The following is a 24023-nucleotide window of genomic DNA, read 5'->3' on the forward strand; positions in this document are numbered from 1 at the left end:
GCCTTGCGGCGGGGCTTCGCGGCCTCCATTGCCAGTGGCTCAGAGTGTACGAGCGACCTGGACCTTTTCGAAGACCTCGATCTTGTCGCCGACCTTGACGTCGTTGTAGCTCTTGACGCCAATACCGCACTCCATGCCCGAGCGGACTTCCGCGGCGTCGTCCTTGAAGCGACGCAGCGATTCCAGTTCGCCTTCGAAGATCACGACGTCCTCGCGCAGCACGCGGATCGGACGGTTGCGATACACGGTGCCTTCGATGACCATACAGCCAGCGATGGCGCCGAACTTCGGCGAGCGGAACACGTCGCGCACTTCGGCGATACCCAGGATGTTCTCGCGAACATCGCTGCCGAGCATGCCGGTCAGGGCTTTCTTGACGTCTTCGATGATGTCGTAGATCACGTTGTAGTAACGCATATCCAGACCTTCCTGCTCGACGATCTTGCGCGCGCCGGCATCGGCACGCACGTTGAAGCCGAACAGCACCGCGTTGGACGCCAGGGCCAGGTTGGCATCGCTCTCGGTGATACCACCGACGCCGCCGCCCACCACACGGACCTGCACTTCGTCGTTGCCCAGTCCGGCGAGCGAACCTTGCAGCGCCTCCAGGGAACCGCGCACATCGGTCTTGAGGACGATGTTGAGGGTCTTCTTCTCTTCCTGACCCATGGTCTCGAAGATGTTTTCCAGCTTGCCGGCATGGGCACGAGCCAGTTTGACTTCGCGATACTTGCCCTGACGGAACAGAGCAACTTCACGCGCCTTCTTCTCGTCGGCCACGACGCTCAGCTCGTCACCGGCTTCCGGCGTACCGTCCAGGCCGAGGATCTCGACCGGGATCGACGGGCCAGCTTCCTTCACAGGCTTGCCGTTCTCGTCCAGCATGGCACGCACGCGGCCATAGTTGGAACCGCAGAGGACCATGTCGCCCTGACGCAGGGTACCGTCCTGTACGAGGATGGTGGCAACCGGGCCACGGCCTTTGTCCAGACGGGACTCGACGACCACGCCACGGCCTGGGCCGGTCGGGGTTGCCTTGAGCTCGAGGATCTCGGCCTGCAGCAATACGGCTTCGAGCAGCTCGTCGACACCGGTACCCATCTTGGCCGAAACCTTGACGAACGGAGTATCTCCACCCCATTCCTCGGAGGTCACGCCTTCGACGGACAGCTCGTTGCGGATGCGATCGAGGTCGGCACCTGGCTTGTCGATCTTGTTCACCGCGACCACCAGGGGTACGCCAGCAGCCTTGGCATGCTGTACGGCCTCACGGGTCTGCGGCATCACGCCGTCGTCGGCCGCTACCACCAGGATGACGATGTCGGTCGCCTTGGCACCACGAGCACGCATGGCGGTAAACGCGGCGTGACCTGGGGTGTCGAGGAAGGTGACCATGCCACGATCGGTTTCGACGTGGTACGCACCGATGTGCTGGGTGATGCCGCCGGCTTCGCCCGCAGCGACCTTGGCACGACGGATGTAGTCGAGCAGCGAGGTCTTGCCGTGGTCGACGTGGCCCATGACGGTCACGACCGGCGCACGTCCTTCGGACTCGCCTTCGAACTTCAGCGATTCGGCCAGGGAATCTTCCAGGGCGGTATCGCTGACCAACTTGACCTTGTGGCCCAGTTCTTCAGCGATCAACTGCGCGGTCTCGCGATCGAGCACCTGGTTGATGGTGACTGGCGTGCCCAGCTTGAACATGAACTTGACCACTTCAGCGCCCTTGACGGACATCTGCTGCGCCAGCTCGGAAACCGTGATGGTCTCGCCGATGAACACTTCACGGATAACAGGGCCGGTCGGGCTCTGGAAACCGTGCTGGTTGCGTTTTTTCAGCTTGCCCTTGCCGCGGCCGCCACGACGGAAACCGTCGCTTTCTTCCTCGGTGGTGCGTGGCGCGGCGCGTGGAGTCGGCGCTTTTTCCTTCTCCTTGACCTTGACCTTCACCGACACGCGTGGCGTTTCGTTGCGGCGTTCGCCACGACGATCGTCATCACGGGCACGATGCTCGGTGCGACGCACGTCGTCTTTCTTGCGCTCGGCACCAGGCGCCGGCGCATCGACGGTACCAGGCTCATTGGCCGCTGCAGGTGCGGCGGCAGGAGCAGGTGCGGCGGTCGGAGCAACGGCCGGAGCCGACGGCGCTTCGCGTCGCGCATTATCCTCGGCACGCTGACGGTTTGCGGCTTCGGATTTCTCGCGGGTGGCGTTTTCAGCCGCGCGGCGCTCATCCGCCTCACGCTTCTGCTCAGCCTGGATTTCTTCCGGGCTGCGCTGCACGAATACTTTCTTCTTGCGTACTTCTACGCTGATGCTCTTGCTACCGGCGACACGCAGGGTGCTGGTGGTCTTGCGCTGCAAGGTAATCTTGCGCGGTTCTTCCACCTTGGTCTTGTGGCTGCTCTTCAAATGAGTCAGCAGGACCTGCTTCTCATTGTCAGTCACTACCTGACCGGCGTCGGTGTGCGGCAGACCTGCCTCACGCATCTGCTGCAGCAGGCGCTCTACCGGTGCTTCGACCTCTTGGGCCAGTTCTTTCACCGTGACTTGCGTCATGCACTTCTCTCCTCAGGCCGCGCCTAATTACTCGAACCAATGGGCTCGGGCGGCCATGATCAACTTGCCGGCACGCTCTTGGTCGATGCCGTCGATGTCGAGCAGATCGTCAATCGACTGCTCGGCCAGGTCTTCGCGGTTAACCACGCCGCGCACCGCCAGTTCCGCTGCCAGATCCTTGTCCATACCCTCGAGCGAGAGCAAGTCTTCGGCTGGATGTGCGTCTGCCAGTTTTTCCTCGGTAGCGATGGCCTTGGTCAACAAACGGTCCTTGGCACGAGCACGCAGCTCGTTGACGATATCCTCGTCGAAACCATCGATGTTGAGCATTTCCTCCAACGGTACGTAGGCAATTTCTTCCAGGCTGGTGAATCCTTCGTCGACCAGTACCTGTGCCAATTCCTCGTCGACTTCGAGCTCGTCGATGAAGTTGCGCAGGATGTCGCCGGTCTCGGCCTGCTGTTTAGCCTGGATGTCCTTCTCAGTCATCACGTTCAGGGTCCAGCCGCTAAGCTGGCTGGCCAGGCGAACGTTCTGACCGCCACGTCCGATGGCCTGGGCGAGGTTGTCCTCGGCCACTGCGATGTCCATGGCATGGGCATCTTCATCGACGATGATCGCCGCGACTTCAGCCGGCGACATGGCGTTGATGACGAATTGCGCCGGATTTTCATCCCAGAGGACGATATCCACGCGTTCGCCACCCAGTTCGCCGGATACGGCCTGGACGCGCGAACCACGCATGCCGATGCATGCGCCTTGTGGATCGATACGCTTGTCCTTGGAACGCACGGCGATCTTGGCACGCGATCCCGGGTCACGGGAGGCGGCCATTACCTCGATCAAGCCCTCGGCGATTTCCGGAACCTCGATGCGGAACAGTTCGATCAGCATCTGTGGCGCGGTACGCGACAGGATCAGCTGAGGACCGCGGTTCTCGGTACGGATTTCCTTGAGCAGCGCGCGCAAACGCACGCCGACGCGGAAAGTCTCGCGGGCAATGATGTCTTCACGTGCCAGCAAGGCTTCGGCATTGTTGCCCAGGTCGACGATGACGTTGTCGCGGGTAACCTTCTTGACGGTGCCGGAGATGATCTCGCCCACGCGTTCGCGGTATGCATCCACCACCTGGGCGCGTTCAGCCTCGCGGACCTTCTGCACGATGACCTGCTTGGCGGTCTGGGCGGCAATACGACCGAACTCGATGGACTCGATCTTCTCTTCGATCACATCGCCGATCTTGGCGTCGGGATGAGTTTCCCGAACCTTGGTCAGCCAGGTCTCGATCGCCGGATCGTCCAGATCGTCTTCTTCGACGACGGTCCACCGGCGGAAGGTCTCGTAGTTACCGGTGTGGCGATTGATTTCCACACGCAGGTCGACTTCGTCCTCGAAACGCTTCTTGGTGGCGGTAGCCAGGGCTACTTCCAGCGCTTCGAAAATGACGCCGGGCGGCACGCCCTTTTCGTTGGATACCGATTCAACAACCAGCAGTACTTCTTTGCTCATCGTACGCCTCGCCTTGCGCAAGCCATTTGGCCCGGATCATCTACCGGGCCAGGCACGTCTCAGTCAAAACTGGGAATAATATTGGCCTTGTCGATCGAGTCGATCGGCAACAGGAACTCGTGACTGTCCACTTGAACCACCACGTCCTGCTCCTCCACACCACGGAGAAGGCCCTGGAAGTTACGTCGACCTTCGAAGGGCGTACGCAGCTTGATCTTCACTTGTTCGCCGGCATGCGAGGCAAACTGTTCAAGGGTGAACAGTGGGCGATCCATGCCAGGAGAGGACACCTCGAGGGTATATTCGGAGCTGATCGGGTCTTCCACATCAAGGACACCGCTGGCCTGACGGCTGACCGCTTCGCAGTCGTCCACCAGGATTCCGCCTTCCTTGTCGATATAGATACGCAGTACCGAATGTTTGCCCTGGGAGATGAACTCGATCCCCCAGCATTGGTAGCCAAGACCCTCGACCACCGGGGCCAACAAGGCCTGCAACTGTTCTAGCTTGCTCGACACCTGAACCCCCTCGTGCATGCTGTGCAAATAAAAAATGGGCAAAGCGCCCATCATGAAACACCGTTGAATACCGGTGTCGAGAACTGTTCAGCTAAACAAAAAGCCCCTTGATAGGGGCTCCGCTGAAGCTGGTTGCGGGGGCTGGATTTGAACCAACGACCTTCGGGTTATGAGCCCGACGAGCTACCAAGCTGCTCCACCCCGCGTCTACGCTGGGGCGAAAGTATAAGACCGAACCCTCTGCAGGGTCAATCCGACCTCCACCTACAAGAAAGCCCGCTAAAGCGGGCTCTCTTGCTTCAATTGGTACCGAGAAGGGGACTCGAACCCCTACACCCTATGGGCACAACCACCTCAAGGTTGCGTGTCTACCAATTCCACCACCTCGGCAATACTACTTCTTGAAACCCGTTACTTCTGCTCTTCGGCTGGAGGAGGTACATCACCCGTTGCCGGAGTGACTTCGCTCTTCTGTTCCTGGAGCACCGGTACATCATCATTTACTGCCGGCTTCTGCTCTTTGACTTCCAACACCGCTGGATCTGGGAGACCTGCCTGAGTCAGCTCATGAGCTTTCTCTTTAGCAAAGTATCCTAACCCAAGAGCAGTTAAGAAGAAAGTGGCAGCAAGTATAGCAGTAATCTTACTCAGAAAGGTAGCAGAACCTTGGCTTCCGAACACAGTATTTGAAGCACCTGCGCCGAAAGATGCACCTGCTTCCGCACCTTTACCCTGTTGCAGCAACACCAGCACAACTAGCCCGATGGCGCCCAACAGATGAAAAACAACTACGACTGTTTCGAGCATTTGTTCAGTTTCCTGCGGCGCGACAAATTGCACCGAATTCGTCTGCGTTCAAGGACGCTCCACCAATGAGCCCCCCATCGATATCCGGCATGCCGAACAGCTCAGCCGCGTTGGTCGCCTTGACGCTGCCACCGTACAGAATCTGCACATTGGCGGCAACATCGGCATCCACTACCGCCAACTGGGCGCGGATGGCTGCATGCACATCCTGAGCCTGCTGAGGCGTGGCCGTAAGTCCTGTACCGATGGCCCATACAGGCTCATAGGCAATTACCGCATTGGCGAAAGCCGCAACACCGAACGCGTCGATGATACTGCTCAACTGACGCCCTACAACTTCAAGCGTCTTGCCAGCCTCGCGCTCTTCGAGGGTTTCACCTACGCAGAGCACCGGCTTCAAACCACTGGCTTGCGCGGCTGCGAACTTGCGATTGAGCACTTCGTCGCTTTCGCCGATGATCTGGCGACGCTCGGAGTGCCCTATCAGCACCAGCTTGCAACCCGCTTCAGCCAGCTGACTCGGTGCAACTTCACCGGTCAACGCACCCTGTTCGGGCTGTACAGCAGAATTCTGGGCTCCAACGGCGATCCCCTTGCCCTGCAGTCCATCAATCACTTGATTGAGGAACAGGACCGGCGGAAACACCGCGACCTCTACACCGCTCGACAAGGCAAGATTGCTCAAGCCCAGGGTCAGCTCAGCGACGCTGGCGCGGGTACCGTGCATCTTCCAGTTACCAGCTACCATAGGGCGACGCATGCTTTACCTCGTCGGTCAAAGTGGGCGCAGATCTTACCCAACCCGAACAAGCCTGGCAAGCGTCTTTCAGGCACAAACTTCAGTTACGAGTCTCGCCAGTGCCTCGGCATGGTCACGCACCTGGTTTTCGTCGTCACCTTCGACCATCACGCGCACCAATGGCTCGGTACCGGACTTGCGAAGCAACACCCGCCCACGCCCCGCCATAGCCTCTGTGACACTGGCGCTGGCCTCCTTGACCGCCGGATGCTCCAGAGGGTCGATACCAGTGCCGCCAAAGCGCACATTGATCAACACCTGAGGGCACTTGCGGATGCCCTGCCGCGCTTGCGCCAGGGTCTCGCCACGCCGTTTCAGCGCCATGAGCACCTGCAGGGCCGCGATGATGGCGTCGCCGGTGGTGGTATGGTTGCAGCATACGACATGACCGGAGTTTTCCCCGCCCAGCTGCCATTCACGCTCAAGCAGCTCAGCCATGACATAACGGTCGCCGACCTTGGCCCGGGTGAACGGAATATCGAGATCCTTGAGCGCCAGCTCCAGCCCCAGATTGCTCATCAGGGTACCGACCACGCCGCCCTGCAACTTGCCACGGTCGTGAAGATCACGGGCAATGATGAACAGGATTTCGTCACCGTCGATGATCGCGCCGGTATGGTCGACCATCAGCACCCGATCACCATCGCCATCGAAGGCGATACCAAGGTCCGCATGCCCCACCAGCACGGCGGCCTGCAGCGACTCGATGTGAGTCGACCCGCAACCTTCGTTGATGTTCAAGCCATCGGGCTGGGCGTGCAGCACGGTCACATCCGCGCCGAGCTCGCGGAATACGCTCGGGGCCACCTTGTAGGTCGCTCCGTGAGCGCAATCGACCACCAGCTTGAGGCCGGCGAAATCAGTGCTGCTCGGGACGCTGCTCTTGCAGAACTCGATGTAGCGACCCGCCGCATCGTTGATCCGCGACACTTTGCCCAGCTTTGCCGACTCGACCACTTGCATCGGCTGATCGAGCAGCTCTTCGATCATCAGTTCGATTTCATCCGGCAGTTTCGTGCCCTGCCCGGAGAAGAACTTGATACCGTTGTCGTCATGCGGGTTGTGCGAAGCACTGATGACGATTCCTGCCTCGGCATGGAAGGTCCGGGTCAGATAGGCGATGGCAGGCGTGGGCATCGGCCCCAGCAGCATCACATCGGCGCCGGCGGCCGAAAGGCCGGCTTCCAGGGCGGACTCGAACATGTAGCCCGAGATACGCGTGTCCTTGCCCACCAGCACGCGACATGCGCCGTGCTTGCGGAATGCCATCCCCGCGGCCCACCCCAACTTCAACATGAAATCAGGCGTGATCGGGTACTCGCCCACGCGACCACGGATACCGTCGGTACCAAAGTATTTTCTGCTCATAGGAACTCCAGGTTTCTTATTCGGCGCTTTGTACCGCAGCGATCATTCGCACTACATCAACGGTTTCCACGACATCGTGCACACGAAGAATACTTGCACCCTTGGTCATGGCAAGTGCCGCCAATGCCAGACCACCGTATAGCCGCTCTTCGACTGGACGCCCCAGCGTCAAGCCGATCATGCTCTTGCGCGAGACGCCTACCAACAGCGGGCGACCCAGGCTATGGAGCGCCTCCATGTGCTTGAACAGGCTCAGGTTGTGCGCCAAGGTCTTGGCGAAGCCGAATCCCGGATCGAGGATGATCCGCTGGGCATCGATGCCCGCTGCAGCACAGGCTGCCATCCGCTTTTCAAGATAGCGCGTAACATCGGCCGTCACATTCTCATAATGCGGATTGTCCTGCATATTGCCCGGCTCGCCACGCATGTGCATCAGGCATACCGGCAGACCGGTGTCCGCCGCGGCATCGAGCGCGCCATCGCGCTCCAGCCCTCGCACGTCGTTGATCAGGCCGGCACCAAGACGTGCGCTTTCGCGCATGACTGCGGGCGTGGAGGTATCGACGGAAATGATGACGTCCAGACGGCTGTTGATGACCTCGACCATCGGCGCTACTCGCTCGATCTCTTCGGTCACAGAGACCGCGGGAGCACCAGGCCGGGTCGATTCACCGCCGATGTCGATCAAGGTCGCTCCGGCAAGCACCATGGCTTCGGCATGACGCAGTGCCGCGTCACGCTGAGTGAAGCGGCCACCATCGGAGAAGGAATCGGGCGTGATATTGAGAATACCCATGACATGGGTACGCGATAAATCAAGAACCCGGTTGCCGCAAGGCAACCGGGTCGGGTACTGCTGTGAGGTCATAACTGGCCTTAGATTTGAGCCGCTGGACCGCCGATCGGCGACTCTGGACGATCACCCTGCGCTGCGGGAGTGCCCGACGCGCCGGAATCATTGTCCCAGTCACGAGGCTCGCGAGGGGTACGTCCCGACATGATATCGTCGATCTGATCCGCGTCGATGGTCTCGTATTTCATCAGCGCATCGGCCATGGCATCGAGCTTGTCGCGATTTTCCGTAAGGATCTGCTGGGCAGTGGCATAACAGTGATCGATGATGCTGCGCACTTCCAGGTCGATCAGCTTGGCGGTCTCTCCAGAGAGACTGGCATGCTGGGAACCCGCGCTGCGACCGAGGAACACCTCGCCCTCTTCCTCTGCGTACATCAACGGGCCAAGCTTCTCGGACAGGCCCCATTTGGTGACCATGTTGCGAGCGATCTGGCTGGCACGCATGATGTCGTTCGATGCGCCGGTTGTGACACCATCGAAGCCCAAGGTCATTTCTTCCGCGATACGGCCACCGTACAGCGAGCAGATCTGGCTGATCAGGGCGCGCTTGGACAGGCTGTAGCGATCTTCTTCCGGCAGGAACATGGTCACACCCAGGGCGCGTCCACGCGGGATGATCGATACCTTGTAGACCGGATCATGCTCGGGGACGACACGACCGACGATCGCATGGCCAGCCTCGTGATAGGCGGTGTTCCGCTTCTCTTTCTCGGACATGACCATGGTCTTGCGCTCCGCGCCCATCATGATCTTGTCCTTGGCCAGCTCGAACTCCTTCATCTCGACCACGCGCTTGCTGCCACGCGCCGCGAACAGGGACGCTTCGTTGACCAGGTTGGCCAGGTCGGCACCGGAGAAGCCAGGCGTACCACGAGCGATCACGGCAGCATTGACGTTATCGCCGATCGGAACCTTGCGCATGTGCACTTTGAGAATCTGCTCGCGCCCACGGATATCGGGCAGACCGACCACGACCTGACGGTCGAAGCGGCCCGGGCGGAGCAATGCGGGATCGAGCACGTCTGGACGGTTGGTCGCAGCGATGACGATGATGCCATCGTTCATCTCGAAACCGTCCATCTCGACCAGAAGCTGGTTGAGCGTCTGCTCGCGCTCGTCATGCCCGCCGCCCATGCCGGCACCGCGGTGACGACCGACAGCGTCGATCTCGTCGATGAAGATGATGCAAGGCGCATGCTTCTTCGCCTGCTCGAACATGTCACGTACCCGGCTGGCGCCCACGCCGACGAACATTTCGACGAAGTCGGAACCGGAAATGGTGAAGAACGGTACCTTGGCCTCGCCGGCGATGGCCTTGGCCAGCAACGTCTTGCCGGTACCGGGCGGGCCGACCATCAGCACGCCGCGAGGAATGCGACCGCCCAGGCGCTGGAACTTGCCCGGATCACGCAGGAACTCGACCAGCTCGCCTACCTCTTCCTTGGCCTCGTCGCAGCCCGCGACGTCAGCCAACGTAGTTTTGACCTGGTCCTCTGACAACAGGCGCGCTTTGCTCTTGCCGAAGCTCATCGGGCCGCCCTTGCCGCCTGCCCCACCCTGCATCTGACGCATGAAGAACATGAAGACGGCGATGATCACCAGGATCGGGAAGCTGGCGACCAGCAACTGGGTCCAGATGCTCTGCTGCTCGGGCTGCTTGCCCTCGACGACGACGTTGTTGTTCACCAGATCGCCGATAAGGCCATTGTCGGCGATGGCAGGACGGATGGTCTTGAAGTTGTCGCCATCGCTGCGCTTGCCGGTAATGACCGCGCCGTCGACAGACACTCGCTCGACCTTCCCTTCCTTGACTTGTTGGATAAAGTCGGAATAGTTGAGGGTCTGCGGCTCGTTCGGGCTGGAGAAGTTGTTCATCACCGTCACCAGGACGGCAGCGATGATCAACCACAGGATCAGATTCTTTGCCATATCGTTCAATTAGCTACCCTCTGAGGACGGCGCACGACGCACCCGTGCCTCGCATGATATTCACCGGCCTAACTTACTACATTACCCACGGGTTCGCAGGTGCCGTCTGTAACCCTTTGTGAACCTAGACTACACGATGTTCGCTCGGGCCAGGCAAGACACCTGATTGGAAATAACTATCGCGTTAGCCGATGTCGTCGTTTCGTTACCTTACGCGCCGCGATAACCCCTTGCCAGCAAGTATTGCTCGCGAGAGCGGTCACGCGAGGAATCAGGTTTGATCATCTGCACCTTGTCGAACTTCAGGCGCGTATCCTTCAGATAAACATCGAAGCCTTCGCCTTGGAAAATCTTGATCAGGAAATCACCACCCGGCTTGAGCACCCGCATCGCCAGATCGAGCGCCAATTCGCACAAGAACATGGCCTTGGGGATATCTACCGCGGGCGTACCACTCATGTTGGGGGCCATATCGGAAATCACAAGGTCCACATGCGTATTGCCGACAGCCTCGAGAATCTGCGCCAGGACTTCGTCCTGAGTGAAATCCCCCTGGATGAAGGTGACATCCGGGATGCTGTCCATTTCCAGAATATCCGATGCGATCAGGCGACCTTGGCCTCCGATCAAGCGACTGGTCACCTGCGACCAGCCCCCAGGCGCGGCGCCCAGGTCGACCACGCTCATGCCTGGGCGAATGATTCGGTACTTTTCCTGGATCTCGAGCAACTTATAGCTTGCACGAGAGCGATAACCATCCTTTTGCGCCTTCTTGACGTAAGGATCGTTGAAATGTTCTTTCAGCCAACCAAGGCTTGTCTTGGAACGCGCCATTGGGCACCTCGATGATGAGAGATCGTGATTGACTGGGCGGAGCCACGAGCCCTCGGGTAAAATAGCCGCCAATTTTACAGAATCAGACGAAAGGGTCAGATTATGCCGCTCAATAACGAGCAGAAGAAGCAATACAAATCCATTGGCCATGACCTGAAACCGGTCTTGATCGTTGCTGGCAACGGCGTCAACGAAGGTGTGGTCGCCGAGCTCGAACGTGCCTTGAGCGATCATGAGCTGATCAAGGTGGAGATACGCTCGGAAGATCGAGAGGAGCGTGCCGCCGCCATAACCGCGCTGTGCAAGGCCGGACGCGCCGAACTGGTACAGACCATCGGCAAGAAAGCGCTGATCTATCGCAAGAACCCACAACCGAACAAGCAGCTGTCCAACGTTCACCGATACAAGTGACGAGACAGGTCAGTGGCGCGATCGACGCGCCCTGACCGGGACCGGCTGGGCCACCAGCACGATGCCGGAAAAGCCCAGTATCAGGAAACAGAACATCTGCCAACGCTCTCCCACGGATATACCGTAGCGTAGCGTGTAGTAGCCGAGGCAGGCGGCAAATCCCAGGAGCAGCATCTGCCCCCTGAATTGCCGCCACCAGGCCGACAGGCCATCCACTCTTGCCAGCACCGCCAGTTGCGTCATCAGACCGAGCAGGGCCACGCCGATCAACCAGCGATCGATCTGCGCGGCGATGTCCTGCACCAACAGTGGCGCCAGGCCGCTGACCTTGAGCGCGGGCACCAGCCCCACGTGAAAGACCCACAGGCCCCCGACCCAGAATACCTGGGCCAGCTGCCAGAGGATCCCCTCGAGGGATGGCGCCCGCAGGCGCTTGTCAGACGTGCTTGACTTCGACAATCTCGTACTCGACTACACCGGCAGGGGTCTTGATGACCACTACGTCGCCCTCTTCCTTGCCAATGATGGCACGGGCAATAGGCGCGCCCACCGATAGCTTGCCCCGCTTGATATCGGCTTCGTCTTCGCCAACGATCTGGTAGCTCACCGATTCGTCGGTTTCCACGTTCGCCAGCTCGACGGTCGTACCGAATATGACCTTGCCGGTATGCGCGATAGTGGTGACGTCGATCACCACCGCGTTCTGCAGGCGGCCTTCGATGTCACGAATACGCGCCTCGACCATGCCCTGCTGCTCGCGCGCGGCGTGGTACTCGGCGTTTTCCTTCAGGTCGCCCAGCTCCCGCGCCTCGCCGATATCCTGGCTCAGCTTGGGACGCACGACCTTGGTCAGGTGAGTCAGTTCTTCTTCCAGGGCGCGAGCACCCTGGACGGTCATTGGGTATTTGTTCATGCCTTGAGTCCTGCATGCAGATCCTGCAAGCGACGGACGGTCTTTTCAGGACCGAATTTCAACGCTTCGCAGATGGCTTCACCTGCCGCAATGGTCGTCGTGCAGTAGATCTTGTGCTGCAGCGCATTGCGACGAATCGAGTACGAGTCGGCGATCGACTGGCGACCTTCGGTGGTGTTGATGATCAGCGACACTTCGTCGTTCTTGATCATGTCGACCACGTGCGGACGACCTTCGGTCACTTTGTTCACTCGACGCACTTTCAGGCCTGCCGCTTCGATGATCTTGGCGGTACCGGCAGTGGCGACGACTTCGAAGCCCAGGGCGATCAGGTCGCGAGCGACGCCAGCCACTTGCGGCTTGTCATCGTCGCGCACGCTGATGAAGGCGGTGCCGCCGGTCGGAAGCACTTCGCTGGCACCCATCTGCGCCTTGGCGAAGGCTTCGCCGAAGCTGTCGCCCACACCCATGACTTCACCGGTGGACTTCATCTCTGGGCCGAGGATCGGGTCGACGCCTGGGAACTTGGCGAACGGGAAGACCGCCTCCTTGACGCTGTAGAAGTTCGGGATGATTTCCTTGGTGAAGCCCAGCTCCTTGAGACTCTTGCCGGCCATGACACGGGCCGCGATCATGGCCAGGGAAGTGCCGATGCACTTGGACACGAATGGCACGGTACGCGAAGCACGCGGATTGACTTCGATCACGTAGATCTTGTCGCCCTGCAGGGCCAGCTGCACGTTCATCAGGCCGACCACACCCAGCTCCAGGGCCATCTTGCGTACCTGTTCGCGGACTTCGTCCTGAACATGGACAGGCAGCGAGTAAGGCGGCAACGAGCACGCCGAGTCGCCGGAGTGAACCCCAGCCTGCTCGATGTGCTGCATGATCGCGCCGATGACCACGTCGGTCCCGTCGCACACCGCATCCACGTCCATCTCGATGGCGCAGTTGAGGAAGTGGTCGAGCAGCACAGGGCTGTCGTTGGAAACCTGTACAGCTTCACGCAGGTAGCGCTTGAGCTCGTCCAGTTCGTAGACGATTTCCATGGCGCGGCCACCCAGAACATAGGATGGACGCACGACCAGCGGATAACCGATATGGCCGGCAGCGCGGATCGCCTCGTCTTCGCTGCGCACGGTAGCGTTTGGCGGCTGCAGCAGGTTAAGGCGCTGCACCATCTGCTGGAAGCGCTCACGGTCTTCGGCACGGTCGATGGCGTCTGGGCTGGTGCCGATGATCGGCACGCCCGCTTCTTCCAAGGCACGAGCCAGCTTCAGCGGCGTCTGGCCGCCGTATTGGACGATCACGCCTTTCGGCTTCTCGACACGCACCACTTCCAGCACGTCTTCCAGCGTCAGCGGCTCGAAGTACAGGCGGTCGGAAGTGTCGTAGTCGGTGGAGACGGTCTCCGGGTTGCAGTTGACCATGATGGTCTCGTAACCGTCATCGCGCAGGGCCAGGGCCGCATGCACGCAGCAATAGTCGAACTCGATGCCTTGACCGATACGGTTCGGGCCACCGCCCAGGATCATGATCTTGTCGCGGGTCGACGGGTTGGCCTCGCACTCTTCCTCATAGGTCGAGTACAGGTAGGCGGTGTCGGTGGCGAACTCGGCGGCACAGGTATCGACACGCTTGTAGACCGGGAAGATCTCCAGCTTGTGGCGATGACGACGCAGGTTCTTGTCGGTGATGCCGAGCAGCTTGGCCAGGCGCTGGTCAGAGAAGCCCTTGCGCTTGAGGCGGAACATCAGCGCTTTGTCGATATCGGCCAGGCCGAGGGTCTTGACCTTCTCTTCGTCCTTGATCAGGTCTTCCATCTGCACCAGGAACCAGCGGTCGATCATGGTCAGGTTGAAGATTTCGTCGACGCTCATGCCCGAACGCATCGCGTCGGCCACGTACCAGATACGCTCGGCGCCCGGCACGGTCAGTTCGCGCTTGAGGATGCCGGCCGCTTCAGGGCTGGCCAGGTCGACTTTCTCGTCCAGACCGCAGACGCCGACTTCCAGGCCACGCAGGGCTTTCTGCAAGGACTCCTGGAAGGTCCGGCCAATGGCCATGACTTCGCCCACGGATTTCATCTGGGTGGTCAGACGGGCATCGGCTTTCGGGAATTTCTCGAAGGCGAAGCGCGGCAACTTGGTGACGACGTAGTCGATCGACGGCTCGAAGGAAGCCGGGGTTCGGCCGCCGGTGATGTCGTTCTGCAGCTCGTCCAGGGTGTAGCCGACCGCCAGCTTGGCGGCGATCTTGGCGATCGGGAAGCCGGTAGCCTTGGAAGCCAGTGCCGAGGAGCGCGAAACACGCGGGTTCATCTCGATCACGACCATGCGGCCGGTGTCCGGGCAGATACCGAACTGGACGTTGGAGCCGCCGGTTTCGACGCCGATCTCACGCAGCACCGCCAGGGAGGCGTTGCGCATGATCTGGTATTCCTTGTCGGTCAGGGTCTGCGCCGGCGCGACAGTGATCGAGTCGCCGGTGTGCACACCCATCGGATCGAAGTTCTCGATCGAGCAGACGATGATGCAGTTGTCCTTCTTGTCGCGGACCACCTCCATCTCGTATTCCTTCCAGCCGATCAGCGATTCGTCGATCAGCAGCTCCTTGGTCGGCGACAGGTCGAGACCGCGGGCGCAGATTTCTTCGAATTCTTCACGGTTGTAGGCGATACCGCCGCCGGTGCCGCCCATCGTGAAGGACGGACGGATGATGCACGGGAAGCCCAGGCGCTCGAGCACCGCGCTGGCCTCGTCCATGCTGTGGGCGATGCCGGAACGCGGACATTCCAGGCCGATGGCCTTCATGGCCTTGTCGAAGCGCGAGCGGTCTTCGGCCTTGTCGATGGTGTCGGCATTGGCGCCGATCATTTCTACGCCGAACTTCTCCAGCACGCCGTGACGCTCGAGGTCGAGCGCGCAGTTCAGGGCGGTCTGGCCACCCATGGTCGGCAACAGCGCGTCAGGACGCTCTTTCTCGATGATCTTGGCAACCGTCTGCCACTTGATCGGCTCGATGTAGGTCGCGTCGGCCATCGCCGGGTCGGTCATGATGGTGGCCGGGTTGGAGTTCACCAGGATGACGCGGAAACCTTCCTCGCGCAGGGCCTTGCAGGCCTGGGCGCCGGAGTAGTCGAATTCGCAGGCCTGGCCGATCACGATCGGGCCGGCACCGAGAATCAGGATGCTTTTTATGTCTGTACGTTTTGGCATGGGTTGTCACTCAAATCCGCAGGTCAGTCGGCAAGCCGTCTTGAACATTCTTGATCAGGCGCATCCGGACGCGGGCGTGGCCGGTCCGGGGCCTTGTCGCAGGATGCTCAGCGGCGCTTGGCCATGGCATCGATGAAACGATCGAACAGTGGCGCGACGTCAGTCGGGCCTGGGCTCGCTTCAGGGTGGCCCTGGAAGCTGAACGCGCTCTTGTCGGTCAGCTCGATACCCTGCAGGGTACCGTCGAACAGCGACTTGTGGATGGCGCGGACATTGCCTGGCAGGGTGGCTTCATCCACGGCGAAACCGTGGTTCTGGCTGGTGATCATGACCACGCCGGAGTCCAGGTCCTGGACCGGGTGGTTGGCGCCGTGGTGGCCGTGGCCCATCTTGACGGTCTTGGCGCCAGCGGCCAGGGCCAGCAACTGATGACCCAGGCAGATACCGAATACCGGAATCTCGGTCTCGAGAATGTCCTTGATCGCCTGGATCGCGTAGTCGCAAGGCTCGGGGTCGCCTGGGCCGTTGGACAGGAACACACCGTCGGGATTGAGCGCGAGCACTTCGCTGGCAGGTGTCTGTGCAGGCACGACGGTCAGGCGGCAGCCGCGAGCGACCAGCATACGCAGAATGTTCAGCTTGACGCCGTAGTCGAAGGCGACCACGTGATAAGGCAGGTCGGCGGCTTCCACGGTGGCGTGGCTGTCCGTAGGGAGGCTCCAGACGCTGGAGCGCCATTCGTAGCGCTCCTTGGTGCTGACGACCTTGGCCAGATCCATGCCCTTGAGGCCTGGGAAAGCGCGAGCTGCCGCAATCGCCGCCTCCTCGGTGATGCCGTCGCCGGCCAGGATGCAGCCATTCTGCGCGCCCTTCTCACGCAGGATGCGCGTCAGGCGGCGGGTGTCGATCCCGGCGATCGCCACGACGTTGTTGGCCTTGAGGTAGTCAGACAGCGATTGGGTGTTGCGCCAGTTGCTCGCCACCAGCGGCAGGTCGCGGATCACCAGGCCGGCCGACCAGACGCGATCGGACTCGGCGTCTTCGGCGGTGGTGCCGGTATTGCCGATATGAGGATAGGTCAGGGTAACGATTTGCTGGGCGTAGGAAGGGTCTGTGAGAATTTCCTGGTAGCCGGTCATTGCGGTGTTGAACACCACCTCACCAACGGTCTGACCGTCGGCTCCGATGGCTTCACCGCGAAAAATGCTGCCATCGGCAAGGGCGAGTATGGCTGGCTTAGTCAAGAAGACCTCCCGTAAATCAAGCCTGAAGGGGCGATCGCAGGTTGCAAAAAAGCGGAATGACGTATGAGACGTCACCCCGCTTTTATATGCTGAATTATCTGCGCGCTTTTAGTGGACACACTAAAGCTGTAGCTTACAGGAAAGACCATTTTTGGTCTACCACACATGTGCCCTTGAACCACAGAATTGCGACAATCTCTTGGGGTAACCGCCATTTTGCCAGAATCGGCCGTCTTTGACCCGATTCAACGAGGCAGGCCGCTCCTGAGACCTGCCTGCCTTGCCCCTCGTCAATGCAGATCAAGCACATCCTGCATGTCGTAAAGACCAGGCTCGCGCCCATCCAGCCACAGCGCCGCGCGTACCGCACCCTTGGCAAAGGTCATGCGACTCGAGGCCTTGTGGGTGATTTCGACGCGCTCGCCTTCAGCGGCGAACAGGACAGTATGGTCACCTACCACATCGCCGGCGCGCACGGTCGCGAAGCCGATGGTCTGACGGTCGCGAGCACCGGTCTGACCCTCGCGGCCGTACACGGCCACTTCCTTGAGATCGCGCCCCAATGCCTGGGCCACGACTTCACCCATGCGCAACGCCGTCCCCGAAGGCGCATCCACCTTGTGCCGGTGATGAGCCTCGAGGATCTCGATGTCCACTTCGTCACCCAGCACGCGAGCAGCAGTGTCCAGCAACTTGAGACACAGATTGACGCCAACGCTGAAGTTGGCGGCGAAGACAATCGGGATCTCCTTGCCCGCCTCGACCAACTGCTGCTTTTCCTCGGGACTGAAGCCGGTCGTGCCGATGACCATCGCCTTGCCCGTCTTGCGGCAGAAGTTCAGGTTCTTGAGGGTCGTGCTCGGATGCGTGAAATCGATCAGCACATCGAACTCGTCCGCCACCCTGGCCAGGTCGCCGGTCAGTGGCACGCCAATGCGCCCCAGTGCTGCCAACTCACCCGCATCGGCACCCACCAGGGTGCTGTCGGGCCGATGGATGGCCGCCGTCAGGCCGGCATCCGGAGTACGGTGCACAGCCTCGATCAGCGCCTTGCCCATCCGGCCAGCCGCGCCCATTACCGCGATACGTCGCATACCTTTCACCTTACAAATCGCCGAAGAAGCGCTTCATGCCTTCGAACCAGCCACTGGCCTTGGGCGAGTGGGAGCTGTCGTTTTCCAAGGAATCACGAAACTCTTCGAGCAGCTCGCGCTGACGACGACTGAGGTTGACCGGGGTTTCCACGGCTACGCGACACAACAGGTCGCCTGCCCCGCCACCGCGCACGGGCGCAACGCCCTTGCCGCGAAGACGGAACTGCTTGCCGGTCTGAGTCCCCTCGGGAATCTTCAGCTTGACCCGGCCGTCCAGGGTCGGCACCTCCAGCTCGCCACCCAGGGCAGCATCGGTGTAGCTGATCGGCACTTCGCAGTACAAGTGCTTGCCATCACGCTGGAAGATCGGGTGCTCGCGCACATTGATGACCACATAGAGGTCACCGGTAGGACCGCCCTGGGCCCCGGCTTCGCCTTCGCCGGACAGACGAATGCGATCGCCTGTATCGACCCCCGGCGGCACCTTGACCGACAGCGTCTTGTACTCTTCGACACGGCCTTCGCCGTGGCAGGAGTCACACGGGTCGGTGATGATCTTGCCCTGGCCATGACAGCGCGGGCAGGTCTGCTGCACCGAGAAGAAGCCTTGCTGCATGCGCACCTGGCCGATACCACCACAGGTTGGGCAGGTCGACGGCGTGGAGCCTTTCTTGGCGCCCGAACCGTCGCACGGCTTGCAGTTGACCAGCGTCGGCACACGGATGTTGACGGTGGTACCGCGCACGGCTTCTTCCAGGTTCAGCTCCAGCGTGTAGCGCAGGTCACTACCGCGCTGGACACCGCCACGCGCGCCGCCGCGACCGCCGCCTTGACCGAAGAAGTCACTGAAGACATCACCGAAGATATCGGAGAAGTTCGCACCACCGAAACCGGCACCGCCGCCACCCATGCTTGGGTCGACGCCGGCATGCCCGTACTGGTCGTACGCCGCGCGCTTGCTGGCATCGGAAAGCACTTCATAGGCCTCGTTGGCCTCCTTGAAATGCTCTTCCGACTCCTTGTCGCCCGGATTGCGGTCCGGGTGATACTTCATCGCCAGGCGGCGATAAGCCTTTTTGAGATCTCCTTCACTGGCGCCGCGCTCGACACCCAGGACCTCATAATAATCACGCTTTGCCATAGGTCATTTGCACTCTTGAGGGCGTTCGGCAACCTCTGCGCCATTGCGCCGTGCCGACAACACCTGCCGCCTCACTCGAAAAAGAGCCCTGACAGATGCTGTAAAAATTCGCGTATTCCAGACACACCAACGCGGGAGCAAGCCCCCGCGCGGCGACATCCTACCAGTCACTGCCAAACGGCAGTCAACCGGCCGACAACTTGCAGCGATTACTGCTTGTTGTTGTCTTTGACTTCTTCGAACTCGGCATCGACGACGTCGTCATGCTTGGCTTCGGGTTCAGCCTGCTGCGCACCGGCCTGAGGCTGCTCGCCCTGCTCGGCGTACATTTTCTGCGCGACCGGGGCGGAGACCTTGGACAGTTCCTCGACCTTGGCGTCGATGGCTGCCTTGTCGTCACCCTTGATTGCAGCTTCCAGGGCAACCACGGCAGCTTCGATGGCGGTCTTCTCGTCGGCGGTCACCTTGTCACCGGCATCGGCGACCATCTTGCGCGTCGAGTGGACCAGCGCGTCGCCCTGGTTACGGGCAGCGGCCAGCTCTTCGAACTTGCGGTCTTCCTCGGCATTGGCCTCGGCATCACGCACCATGCGCTCGATTTCCTCGTCGGACAGACCGGAGTTGGCCTTGATCACGATCGACTGGGTCTTGCCAGTGGCCTTGTCCTTCGCACCGACGTGCAGGATACCGTTGGCATCGATGTCGAAGGTCACTTCGATCTGCGGAACGCCGCGCGGCGCAGGTGGAATGTCGGCCAGGTCGAACTTGCCCAGCGACTTGTTCTGGCCTGCCTGTTTGCGCTCACCCTGGAGCACGTGAATGGTCACGGCGCCCTGGTTGTCGTCAGCCGTCGAGAACACCTGCGACTTCTTGGTCGGGATGGTGGTGTTCTTCTCGATCAGCGGGGTCATCACGCCGCCCATGGTCTCGATACCCAGGGTCAGCGGGCTGACGTCCAGCAGCAGGACGTCCTTGACGTCACCGGCCAGTACCGCGCCCTGGATGGCAGCACCCATGGCAACCGCTTCATCCGGGTTGACGTCCTTGCGCGCTTCCTTGCCGAAGAAGTCGGTAACGGTCTTCTGCACCAGCGGCATGCGGGTCTGGCCACCGACCAGGATTACGTCGTTGATCTTGCTGACGTCGATACCGGCGTCTTTCATGGCGATGCGGCAAGGTTCGATGGTGCGCTGAACCAGGTCTTCCACCAGCGATTCCAGCTTGGCGCGGGAGATCTTGACGTTCAGGTGCTTCGGACCGGTGGCATCGGCCGTGATGTACGGCAGGTTGACATCGGTCTGCTGGCTGGAGGACAGCTCGATCTTGGCCTTCTCGGCGGCTTCCTTCAGGCGCTGCATGGCCAGCGGGTCGCCCTTGAGGTTCATGCCGCTTTCTTTCTTGAATTCGTCGACGAGGTAGTCGATCAGACGAATGTCGAAGTCTTCACCGCCGAGGAAGGTGTCACCGTTGGTGGCCAGTACTTCGAACTGGTGCTCGCCATCGACTTCGGCGATCTCGATGACCGAGACGTCGAAGGTACCGCCACCCAGGTCATAGACGATCACGGTGTGGTCGCCCTTGGCCTTGTCCATGCCATAGGCCAGTGCGGCAGCGGTAGGCTCGTTGATGATGCGCTTGACGTCCAGGCCCGCGATGCGACCGGCATCCTTGGTGGCCTGACGCTGGCTGTCGTTGAAGTAGGCCGGAACGGTGATGACCGCTTCGGTGACCGACTCGCCGAGGTAGTCTTCGGCGGTCTTTTTCATCTTCTTCAGGATTTCAGCGGAAATCTGGGGAGGCGCCATCTTCTGGCCATTCACTTCTACCCAGGCATCGTTGTTGTCAGCCTTGACGATCTTGTACGGGACCATCTGGATGTCTTTCTGCACGACGTCTTCGTCAAAGCGACGACCGATCAGACGCTTTACCGCGTACAGGGTGTTGTGCGGGTTGGTCACCGCCTGACGCTTGGCGGACTGGCCGACCAGGATTTCGCCGTCGTTGGCGTACGCGATGATCGACGGCGTGGTGCGCGCGCCTTCAGCGTTCTCGATGACCTTGACGTTGCCGTTTTCCAGAATGGAGACGCAGGAGTTGGTGGTCCCCAGGTCGATACCGATGATTTTGCCCATGTTAACTCTCCCGAAACTTGAATTGGTTTGCAGCGACTACTTTGGTCAACTGCAGCAAAACTTGGATGCTTGACACCTAAATGGGGATGCCCGGAAGGATTTCAAGCCTTTTCGTCGATCGATGGTTGGGAAGCTGCCGGCGTCTTGCTGACCACGACCATCGCCGGGCGCAGCAGGCGACCATTGAGCAGGTAGCCCTTCTGGAACACCTTGAGCACGCTGTTCGGCTCGACTTCGGCGCTTTCCTGCATGGCCATGGCCTGGTGATGCTCGGCGTTGAACGGCTCGCCGTGCGGGTCGATGGCTTCGAGGTTGTAGCGCTTGAGCGTGTCGTGGAACATTTTCAAGGTCAGCTCGATGCCTTCGCGCATCGGCTTGATCTTCTCGTCTTCGGCATCCGACAGTTCGAGGCCACGCTCGAGGCTGTCGATGACCGGCAGCAGGTCGCCCGCGAATTTCTCGAGGGCGAACTTGTGCGCCTTCTCGACATCCTGCTCGGCGCGACGGCGCACGTTCTGCAGGTCAGCGGCGGTACGCAGGGATTGATCCTGGGCGGCGGCCAACTGCTCTTCGAGCACCTGCACGCGGGCGCCGAGATCCTGCGCACCTGCCTCTTCGGCGTTCAGATTCTGTTCGTCCAGCTGTTCGTCAGCCATGGGTCTCTCCTCTGCGATATCGGGTATGCGAGCCATGCTCGCTTCGTCTGCGGGCTATATGGGGGCTTAAAAACGAGCTTCAAGGGGCGGACCGCTTACCTGGACGCGGATCATTCTACGAAGGGGCATTGTCAGGCAAATCAAAAACACTGTATAAATAACCAGACCTGTCCTTTTGGGGAGCCGCCTCCATGCTGGTGCACCTGTCCGTTCACAATTACGCCATCGTCGAACACCTCGACCTCGAGCTGTCGCGCGGGATGAGCGTTATCACCGGCGAAACCGGCGCCGGTAAATCGATCATGCTCGACGCCCTGGGCCTGGCCCTGGGCGATCGCGCCGACAGCGGCGTGGTGCGCCCTGGCGCGGACAAGGCAGATATCCTGGCCACCTTCGACCTGATCGACATCCCCGAGGCGAGTGCCTGGCTGGGCGAGCGCGACCTGGAGCATGATGGCCTGTGCATCCTGCGCCGAGTGATCACTGCCGAGGGCCGCAGCCGCGGCTACATCAATGGCACGCCCTGCCCGCTCGGCGACCTCAAGGCCCTGGGCGAGCTGCTGATCGACATTCACAGCCAGCATGAGCATCAGTCGCTGCTCAAGACCGATACCCATCGTCGACTGGTGGACGAATACGCCGGCGCCAGCGACCTGGCGCGCCAGGTCCAACTGGCGGCCCAGCGCTGGCGGCAGACCCGCCAGGAACTCGAGCGACTGTCCAACTCGGGTGACGAACAGCGCGCGCGTCACCAGCTGCTCAGCTATCAGCTGGAAGAGCTCGACAACCTGGCGCTGGGCGAGTCCGAGCTGGCGCAACTGGAGCAGGAGCACAAAAGCCTGACCAACGCCGAAGCCTTGTTCGGCATCTGTCGCCAGGTCATCGATCAATGCAGCGAAAGCGACTCGGGCAACGTGCTCAGCGCGCTGACGGCCAGCCTCAACCGCCTTTCCGCCGTGAGCAACGCACCCAGCGCACTGGGCGAAGCCGCCAACATGATTGCCAGCGCGCAGATCCAGGTAGAAGAAGCGGTAGGCGAACTCAATCGCTTCCTCGATAACTTCGACGCCGACCCCATGCGCCTGCAGACCCTGGAAGAACGGCTCGACACCATCTACACCCTGGCGCGCAAACACCGCGTGCACCCCACCGAGCTGCCCCACCTTCAGCAGCACCTGATGGAAGAGCTCGAAGGCCTGAACGCCAGTGACGAATCGATCGAGAGACTCGGCGAAGAGCTTGCCGCCTACGCCAAGCATTATCAGGAAAGGGCTTGCGAGCTGAGCGCTCTGCGCCAACAGGCGGCCAAGCAACTGGCCGTCGCCGTGGAGCAGGAAATCCAGCGCCTGGGCATGCCGGGCGGACGCTTCAGTATCGAGCTGACCCCCAACAATGCCGGCGAATTGTCGCCTCACGGTCTCGAGGTCGTCGAACTGCTGGTCAGCGCCAACCCGGGTCAACCGATGAAGGCCCTGGCCAAGGTCGCTTCCGGGGGCGAGCTGTCGCGTATCAGCCTGGCCATCCAGGTCATCACCGCGCAGACGTCGCGCATCCCCACGCTCGTGTTCGATGAAGTGGACGTAGGGATCGGCGGCCCGACAGCCGAGATCGTCGGCCAACTCCTGCGCCGCCTGGGCGAGCGCGGCCAGGTACTGACCGTTACTCACCTGCCGCAGGTCGCGGCCCAGGGCCATCATCACCTGTTCGTGCACAAGGTCCGCAGCAGCGATACCACGCAGACGGCCGTGGCCACGCTTGGCAAGCGCGAGCGGGTCGAGGAAGTCGCGCGCATGCTGGGCGGCATCGACCTGACCAAGGAATCCCTGGCACATGCGCGCAAGATGGTGGTCACAGGCAAGGCCTGATCACCCGCTCGTAACGCAAGAAGGCGGCCCTGAGGCTAATGCTTGTCAGTTAAGGCCAGTGGGGCTGAAGGCCAGTGGGGCTGCTTCGCACCCCTTCGCGGGCAAGCCCGCTCCCACAAGTTGAGCGCTGAACTCAGGAAGTGCACACTTCTTGTGGGAGCGGGCTTGCCC

General features: G+C 60.9%; 19 protein-coding genes and 2 tRNA genes. 2 read left to right on the top strand and 19 right to left on the bottom strand.

Annotated elements, in window-relative coordinates; translation table 11 throughout:
• Positions 1-39: 39 nt before the first annotated feature.
• The 11 genes from infB to rlmE form a co-directional block, all read right to left on the bottom strand.
• Positions 40-2559 (bottom strand): translation initiation factor IF-2, encoded by a 2520-nt coding sequence (infB, locus tag G7009_RS24750; protein WP_181132695.1) that lies wholly within the window; start codon positions 2557-2559, stop codon positions 40-42.
• Between the two features lie 27 nt (positions 2560-2586).
• Complete coding sequence (gene nusA / locus G7009_RS24755) at positions 2587-4068, bottom strand: transcription termination factor NusA (RefSeq protein ID WP_181132696.1); 1482 nt, start codon at positions 4066-4068, stop codon at positions 2587-2589.
• 59 nt (positions 4069-4127) lie between these two features.
• A complete protein-coding gene (gene rimP, locus G7009_RS24760; RefSeq protein ID WP_181132697.1) occupies positions 4128-4586 on the bottom strand; it encodes a ribosome maturation factor RimP in 459 nt (152 codons plus the stop codon).
• 129 nt (positions 4587-4715) lie between these two features.
• A tRNA-Met gene (locus G7009_RS24765) sits at positions 4716-4792 on the bottom strand.
• A gap of 98 nt (positions 4793-4890) precedes the next feature.
• Positions 4891-4976 (bottom strand) — tRNA-Leu (locus tag G7009_RS24770).
• 21 nt (positions 4977-4997) lie between these two features.
• The gene (secG, locus tag G7009_RS24775; RefSeq protein ID WP_181132698.1) at positions 4998-5393 is read right to left on the bottom strand and encodes a preprotein translocase subunit SecG; all 396 of its coding nucleotides are present in this window, start codon (positions 5391-5393) and stop codon (positions 4998-5000) included.
• A gap of 4 nt (positions 5394-5397) precedes the next feature.
• Complete coding sequence (gene tpiA / locus G7009_RS24780; protein ID WP_181132699.1) at positions 5398-6153, bottom strand: triose-phosphate isomerase; 756 nt, start codon at positions 6151-6153, stop codon at positions 5398-5400.
• 66 nt (positions 6154-6219) lie between these two features.
• Entirely contained in the window at positions 6220-7560 is a 1341-nt protein-coding gene (gene glmM / locus G7009_RS24785; RefSeq protein ID WP_181132700.1) for a phosphoglucosamine mutase, read from the bottom strand.
• Between the two features lie 16 nt (positions 7561-7576).
• A complete protein-coding gene (folP, locus tag G7009_RS24790) occupies positions 7577-8428 on the bottom strand; it encodes a dihydropteroate synthase (RefSeq protein ID WP_181132701.1) in 852 nt (283 codons plus the stop codon).
• A gap of 8 nt (positions 8429-8436) precedes the next feature.
• The gene (ftsH, locus tag G7009_RS24795; RefSeq protein WP_181132727.1) at positions 8437-10344 is read right to left on the bottom strand and encodes an ATP-dependent zinc metalloprotease FtsH; all 1908 of its coding nucleotides are present in this window, start codon (positions 10342-10344) and stop codon (positions 8437-8439) included.
• A gap of 210 nt (positions 10345-10554) precedes the next feature.
• Positions 10555-11178: a 23S rRNA (uridine(2552)-2'-O)-methyltransferase RlmE gene (gene rlmE, locus G7009_RS24800; RefSeq protein WP_181132702.1), complete on the bottom strand. Its 624-nt coding sequence runs from the start codon at positions 11176-11178 to the stop codon at positions 10555-10557.
• A 102-nt stretch (positions 11179-11280) separates the two neighbouring features.
• Between rlmE and yhbY the strand changes: the two genes are divergently transcribed.
• Entirely contained in the window at positions 11281-11589 is a 309-nt protein-coding gene (gene yhbY, locus G7009_RS24805; protein WP_181132703.1) for a ribosome assembly RNA-binding protein YhbY, read from the top strand.
• A gap of 9 nt (positions 11590-11598) precedes the next feature.
• Here the strand turns inward: yhbY and G7009_RS24810 are convergent, their stop codons facing one another.
• The 8 genes from G7009_RS24810 to grpE all read right to left on the bottom strand — a co-directional run bounded on the left by G7009_RS24810 (position 11599) and on the right by grpE (position 21987).
• On the bottom strand, positions 11599-12048 hold the full coding sequence (locus G7009_RS24810) for an MFS transporter (RefSeq protein ID WP_181132705.1): 450 nt from the start codon (positions 12046-12048) through the stop codon (positions 11599-11601).
• Complete coding sequence (gene greA / locus G7009_RS24815; RefSeq protein WP_181132707.1) at positions 12026-12502, bottom strand: transcription elongation factor GreA; 477 nt, start codon at positions 12500-12502, stop codon at positions 12026-12028. Before greA ends, G7009_RS24810 begins: the two co-directional genes overlap by 23 nt.
• Positions 12499-15720: a carbamoyl-phosphate synthase large subunit gene (carB, locus tag G7009_RS24820; RefSeq protein ID WP_181132712.1), complete on the bottom strand. Its 3222-nt coding sequence runs from the start codon at positions 15718-15720 to the stop codon at positions 12499-12501. The genes greA and carB overlap by 4 nt, the downstream gene beginning before the upstream one ends.
• Positions 15721-15827: 107 nt before the next feature.
• Positions 15828-16964 (bottom strand): glutamine-hydrolyzing carbamoyl-phosphate synthase small subunit, encoded by a 1137-nt coding sequence (gene carA / locus G7009_RS24825; RefSeq protein WP_181132714.1) that lies wholly within the window; start codon positions 16962-16964, stop codon positions 15828-15830.
• 290 nt (positions 16965-17254) lie between these two features.
• Positions 17255-18058, bottom strand: a complete 804-nt coding sequence (dapB, locus tag G7009_RS24830; protein WP_181132716.1) for a 4-hydroxy-tetrahydrodipicolinate reductase — start codon at positions 18056-18058, stop codon at positions 17255-17257.
• 10 nt (positions 18059-18068) lie between these two features.
• Positions 18069-19199 (bottom strand): molecular chaperone DnaJ, encoded by a 1131-nt coding sequence (dnaJ, locus tag G7009_RS24835; RefSeq protein WP_181132718.1) that lies wholly within the window; start codon positions 19197-19199, stop codon positions 18069-18071.
• A gap of 209 nt (positions 19200-19408) precedes the next feature.
• Positions 19409-21331, bottom strand: a complete 1923-nt coding sequence (gene dnaK, locus G7009_RS24840) for a molecular chaperone DnaK (RefSeq protein ID WP_181132720.1) — start codon at positions 21329-21331, stop codon at positions 19409-19411.
• Positions 21332-21432: 101 nt separating this feature from the next.
• Positions 21433-21987 (bottom strand): nucleotide exchange factor GrpE, encoded by a 555-nt coding sequence (gene grpE / locus G7009_RS24845; RefSeq protein ID WP_181132721.1) that lies wholly within the window; start codon positions 21985-21987, stop codon positions 21433-21435.
• Between the two features lie 191 nt (positions 21988-22178).
• Here grpE and recN point away from each other — a divergent pair, with 191 nt between their 5' ends.
• Positions 22179-23852: a DNA repair protein RecN gene (gene recN, locus G7009_RS24850; RefSeq protein WP_181132723.1), complete on the top strand. Its 1674-nt coding sequence runs from the start codon at positions 22179-22181 to the stop codon at positions 23850-23852.
• Positions 23853-24023: the final 171 nt, after the last annotated feature.

The sequence above is a fragment of the Pseudomonas capeferrum genome, assembly GCF_013523055.1.
Classification (GTDB): Bacteria; Pseudomonadota; Gammaproteobacteria; order Pseudomonadales; family Pseudomonadaceae; genus Aquipseudomonas; species Aquipseudomonas capeferrum_A.

Excerpts from the sequence above, each read along its gene's own strand:
- nusA (WP_181132696.1), bottom strand. The coding sequence starts at position 4,068 with ATGAGCAAAGAAGTACTGCTGGTTGTTGAATCGGTATCCAACGAAAAG.
- recN (WP_181132723.1), top strand. The coding sequence starts at position 22,179 with ATGCTGGTGCACCTGTCCGTTCACAATTACGCCATCGTCGAACACCTC.
- carB (WP_181132712.1), bottom strand. The coding sequence starts at position 15,720 with ATGCCAAAACGTACAGACATAAAAAGCATCCTGATTCTCGGTGCCGGC.
- tpiA (WP_181132699.1), bottom strand. The coding sequence starts at position 6,153 with ATGCGTCGCCCTATGGTAGCTGGTAACTGGAAGATGCACGGTACCCGC.
- dnaJ (WP_181132718.1), bottom strand. The coding sequence starts at position 19,199 with ATGGCAAAGCGTGATTATTATGAGGTCCTGGGTGTCGAGCGCGGCGCC.
- yhbY (WP_181132703.1), top strand. The coding sequence starts at position 11,281 with ATGCCGCTCAATAACGAGCAGAAGAAGCAATACAAATCCATTGGCCAT.
- ftsH (WP_181132727.1), bottom strand. The coding sequence starts at position 10,344 with ATGGCAAAGAATCTGATCCTGTGGTTGATCATCGCTGCCGTCCTGGTG.
- greA (WP_181132707.1), bottom strand. The coding sequence starts at position 12,502 with ATGAACAAATACCCAATGACCGTCCAGGGTGCTCGCGCCCTGGAAGAA.
- glmM (WP_181132700.1), bottom strand. The coding sequence starts at position 7,560 with ATGAGCAGAAAATACTTTGGTACCGACGGTATCCGTGGTCGCGTGGGC.
- grpE (WP_181132721.1), bottom strand. The coding sequence starts at position 21,987 with ATGGCTGACGAACAGCTGGACGAACAGAATCTGAACGCCGAAGAGGCA.
- dnaK (WP_181132720.1), bottom strand. The coding sequence starts at position 21,331 with ATGGGCAAAATCATCGGTATCGACCTGGGGACCACCAACTCCTGCGTC.
- secG (WP_181132698.1), bottom strand. The coding sequence starts at position 5,393 with ATGCTCGAAACAGTCGTAGTTGTTTTTCATCTGTTGGGCGCCATCGGG.
- folP (WP_181132701.1), bottom strand. The coding sequence starts at position 8,428 with ATGACCTCACAGCAGTACCCGACCCGGTTGCCTTGCGGCAACCGGGTT.
- dapB (WP_181132716.1), bottom strand. The coding sequence starts at position 18,058 with ATGCGACGTATCGCGGTAATGGGCGCGGCTGGCCGGATGGGCAAGGCG.
- rlmE (WP_181132702.1), bottom strand. The coding sequence starts at position 11,178 with ATGGCGCGTTCCAAGACAAGCCTTGGTTGGCTGAAAGAACATTTCAAC.
- infB (WP_181132695.1), bottom strand. The coding sequence starts at position 2,559 with ATGACGCAAGTCACGGTGAAAGAACTGGCCCAAGAGGTCGAAGCACCG.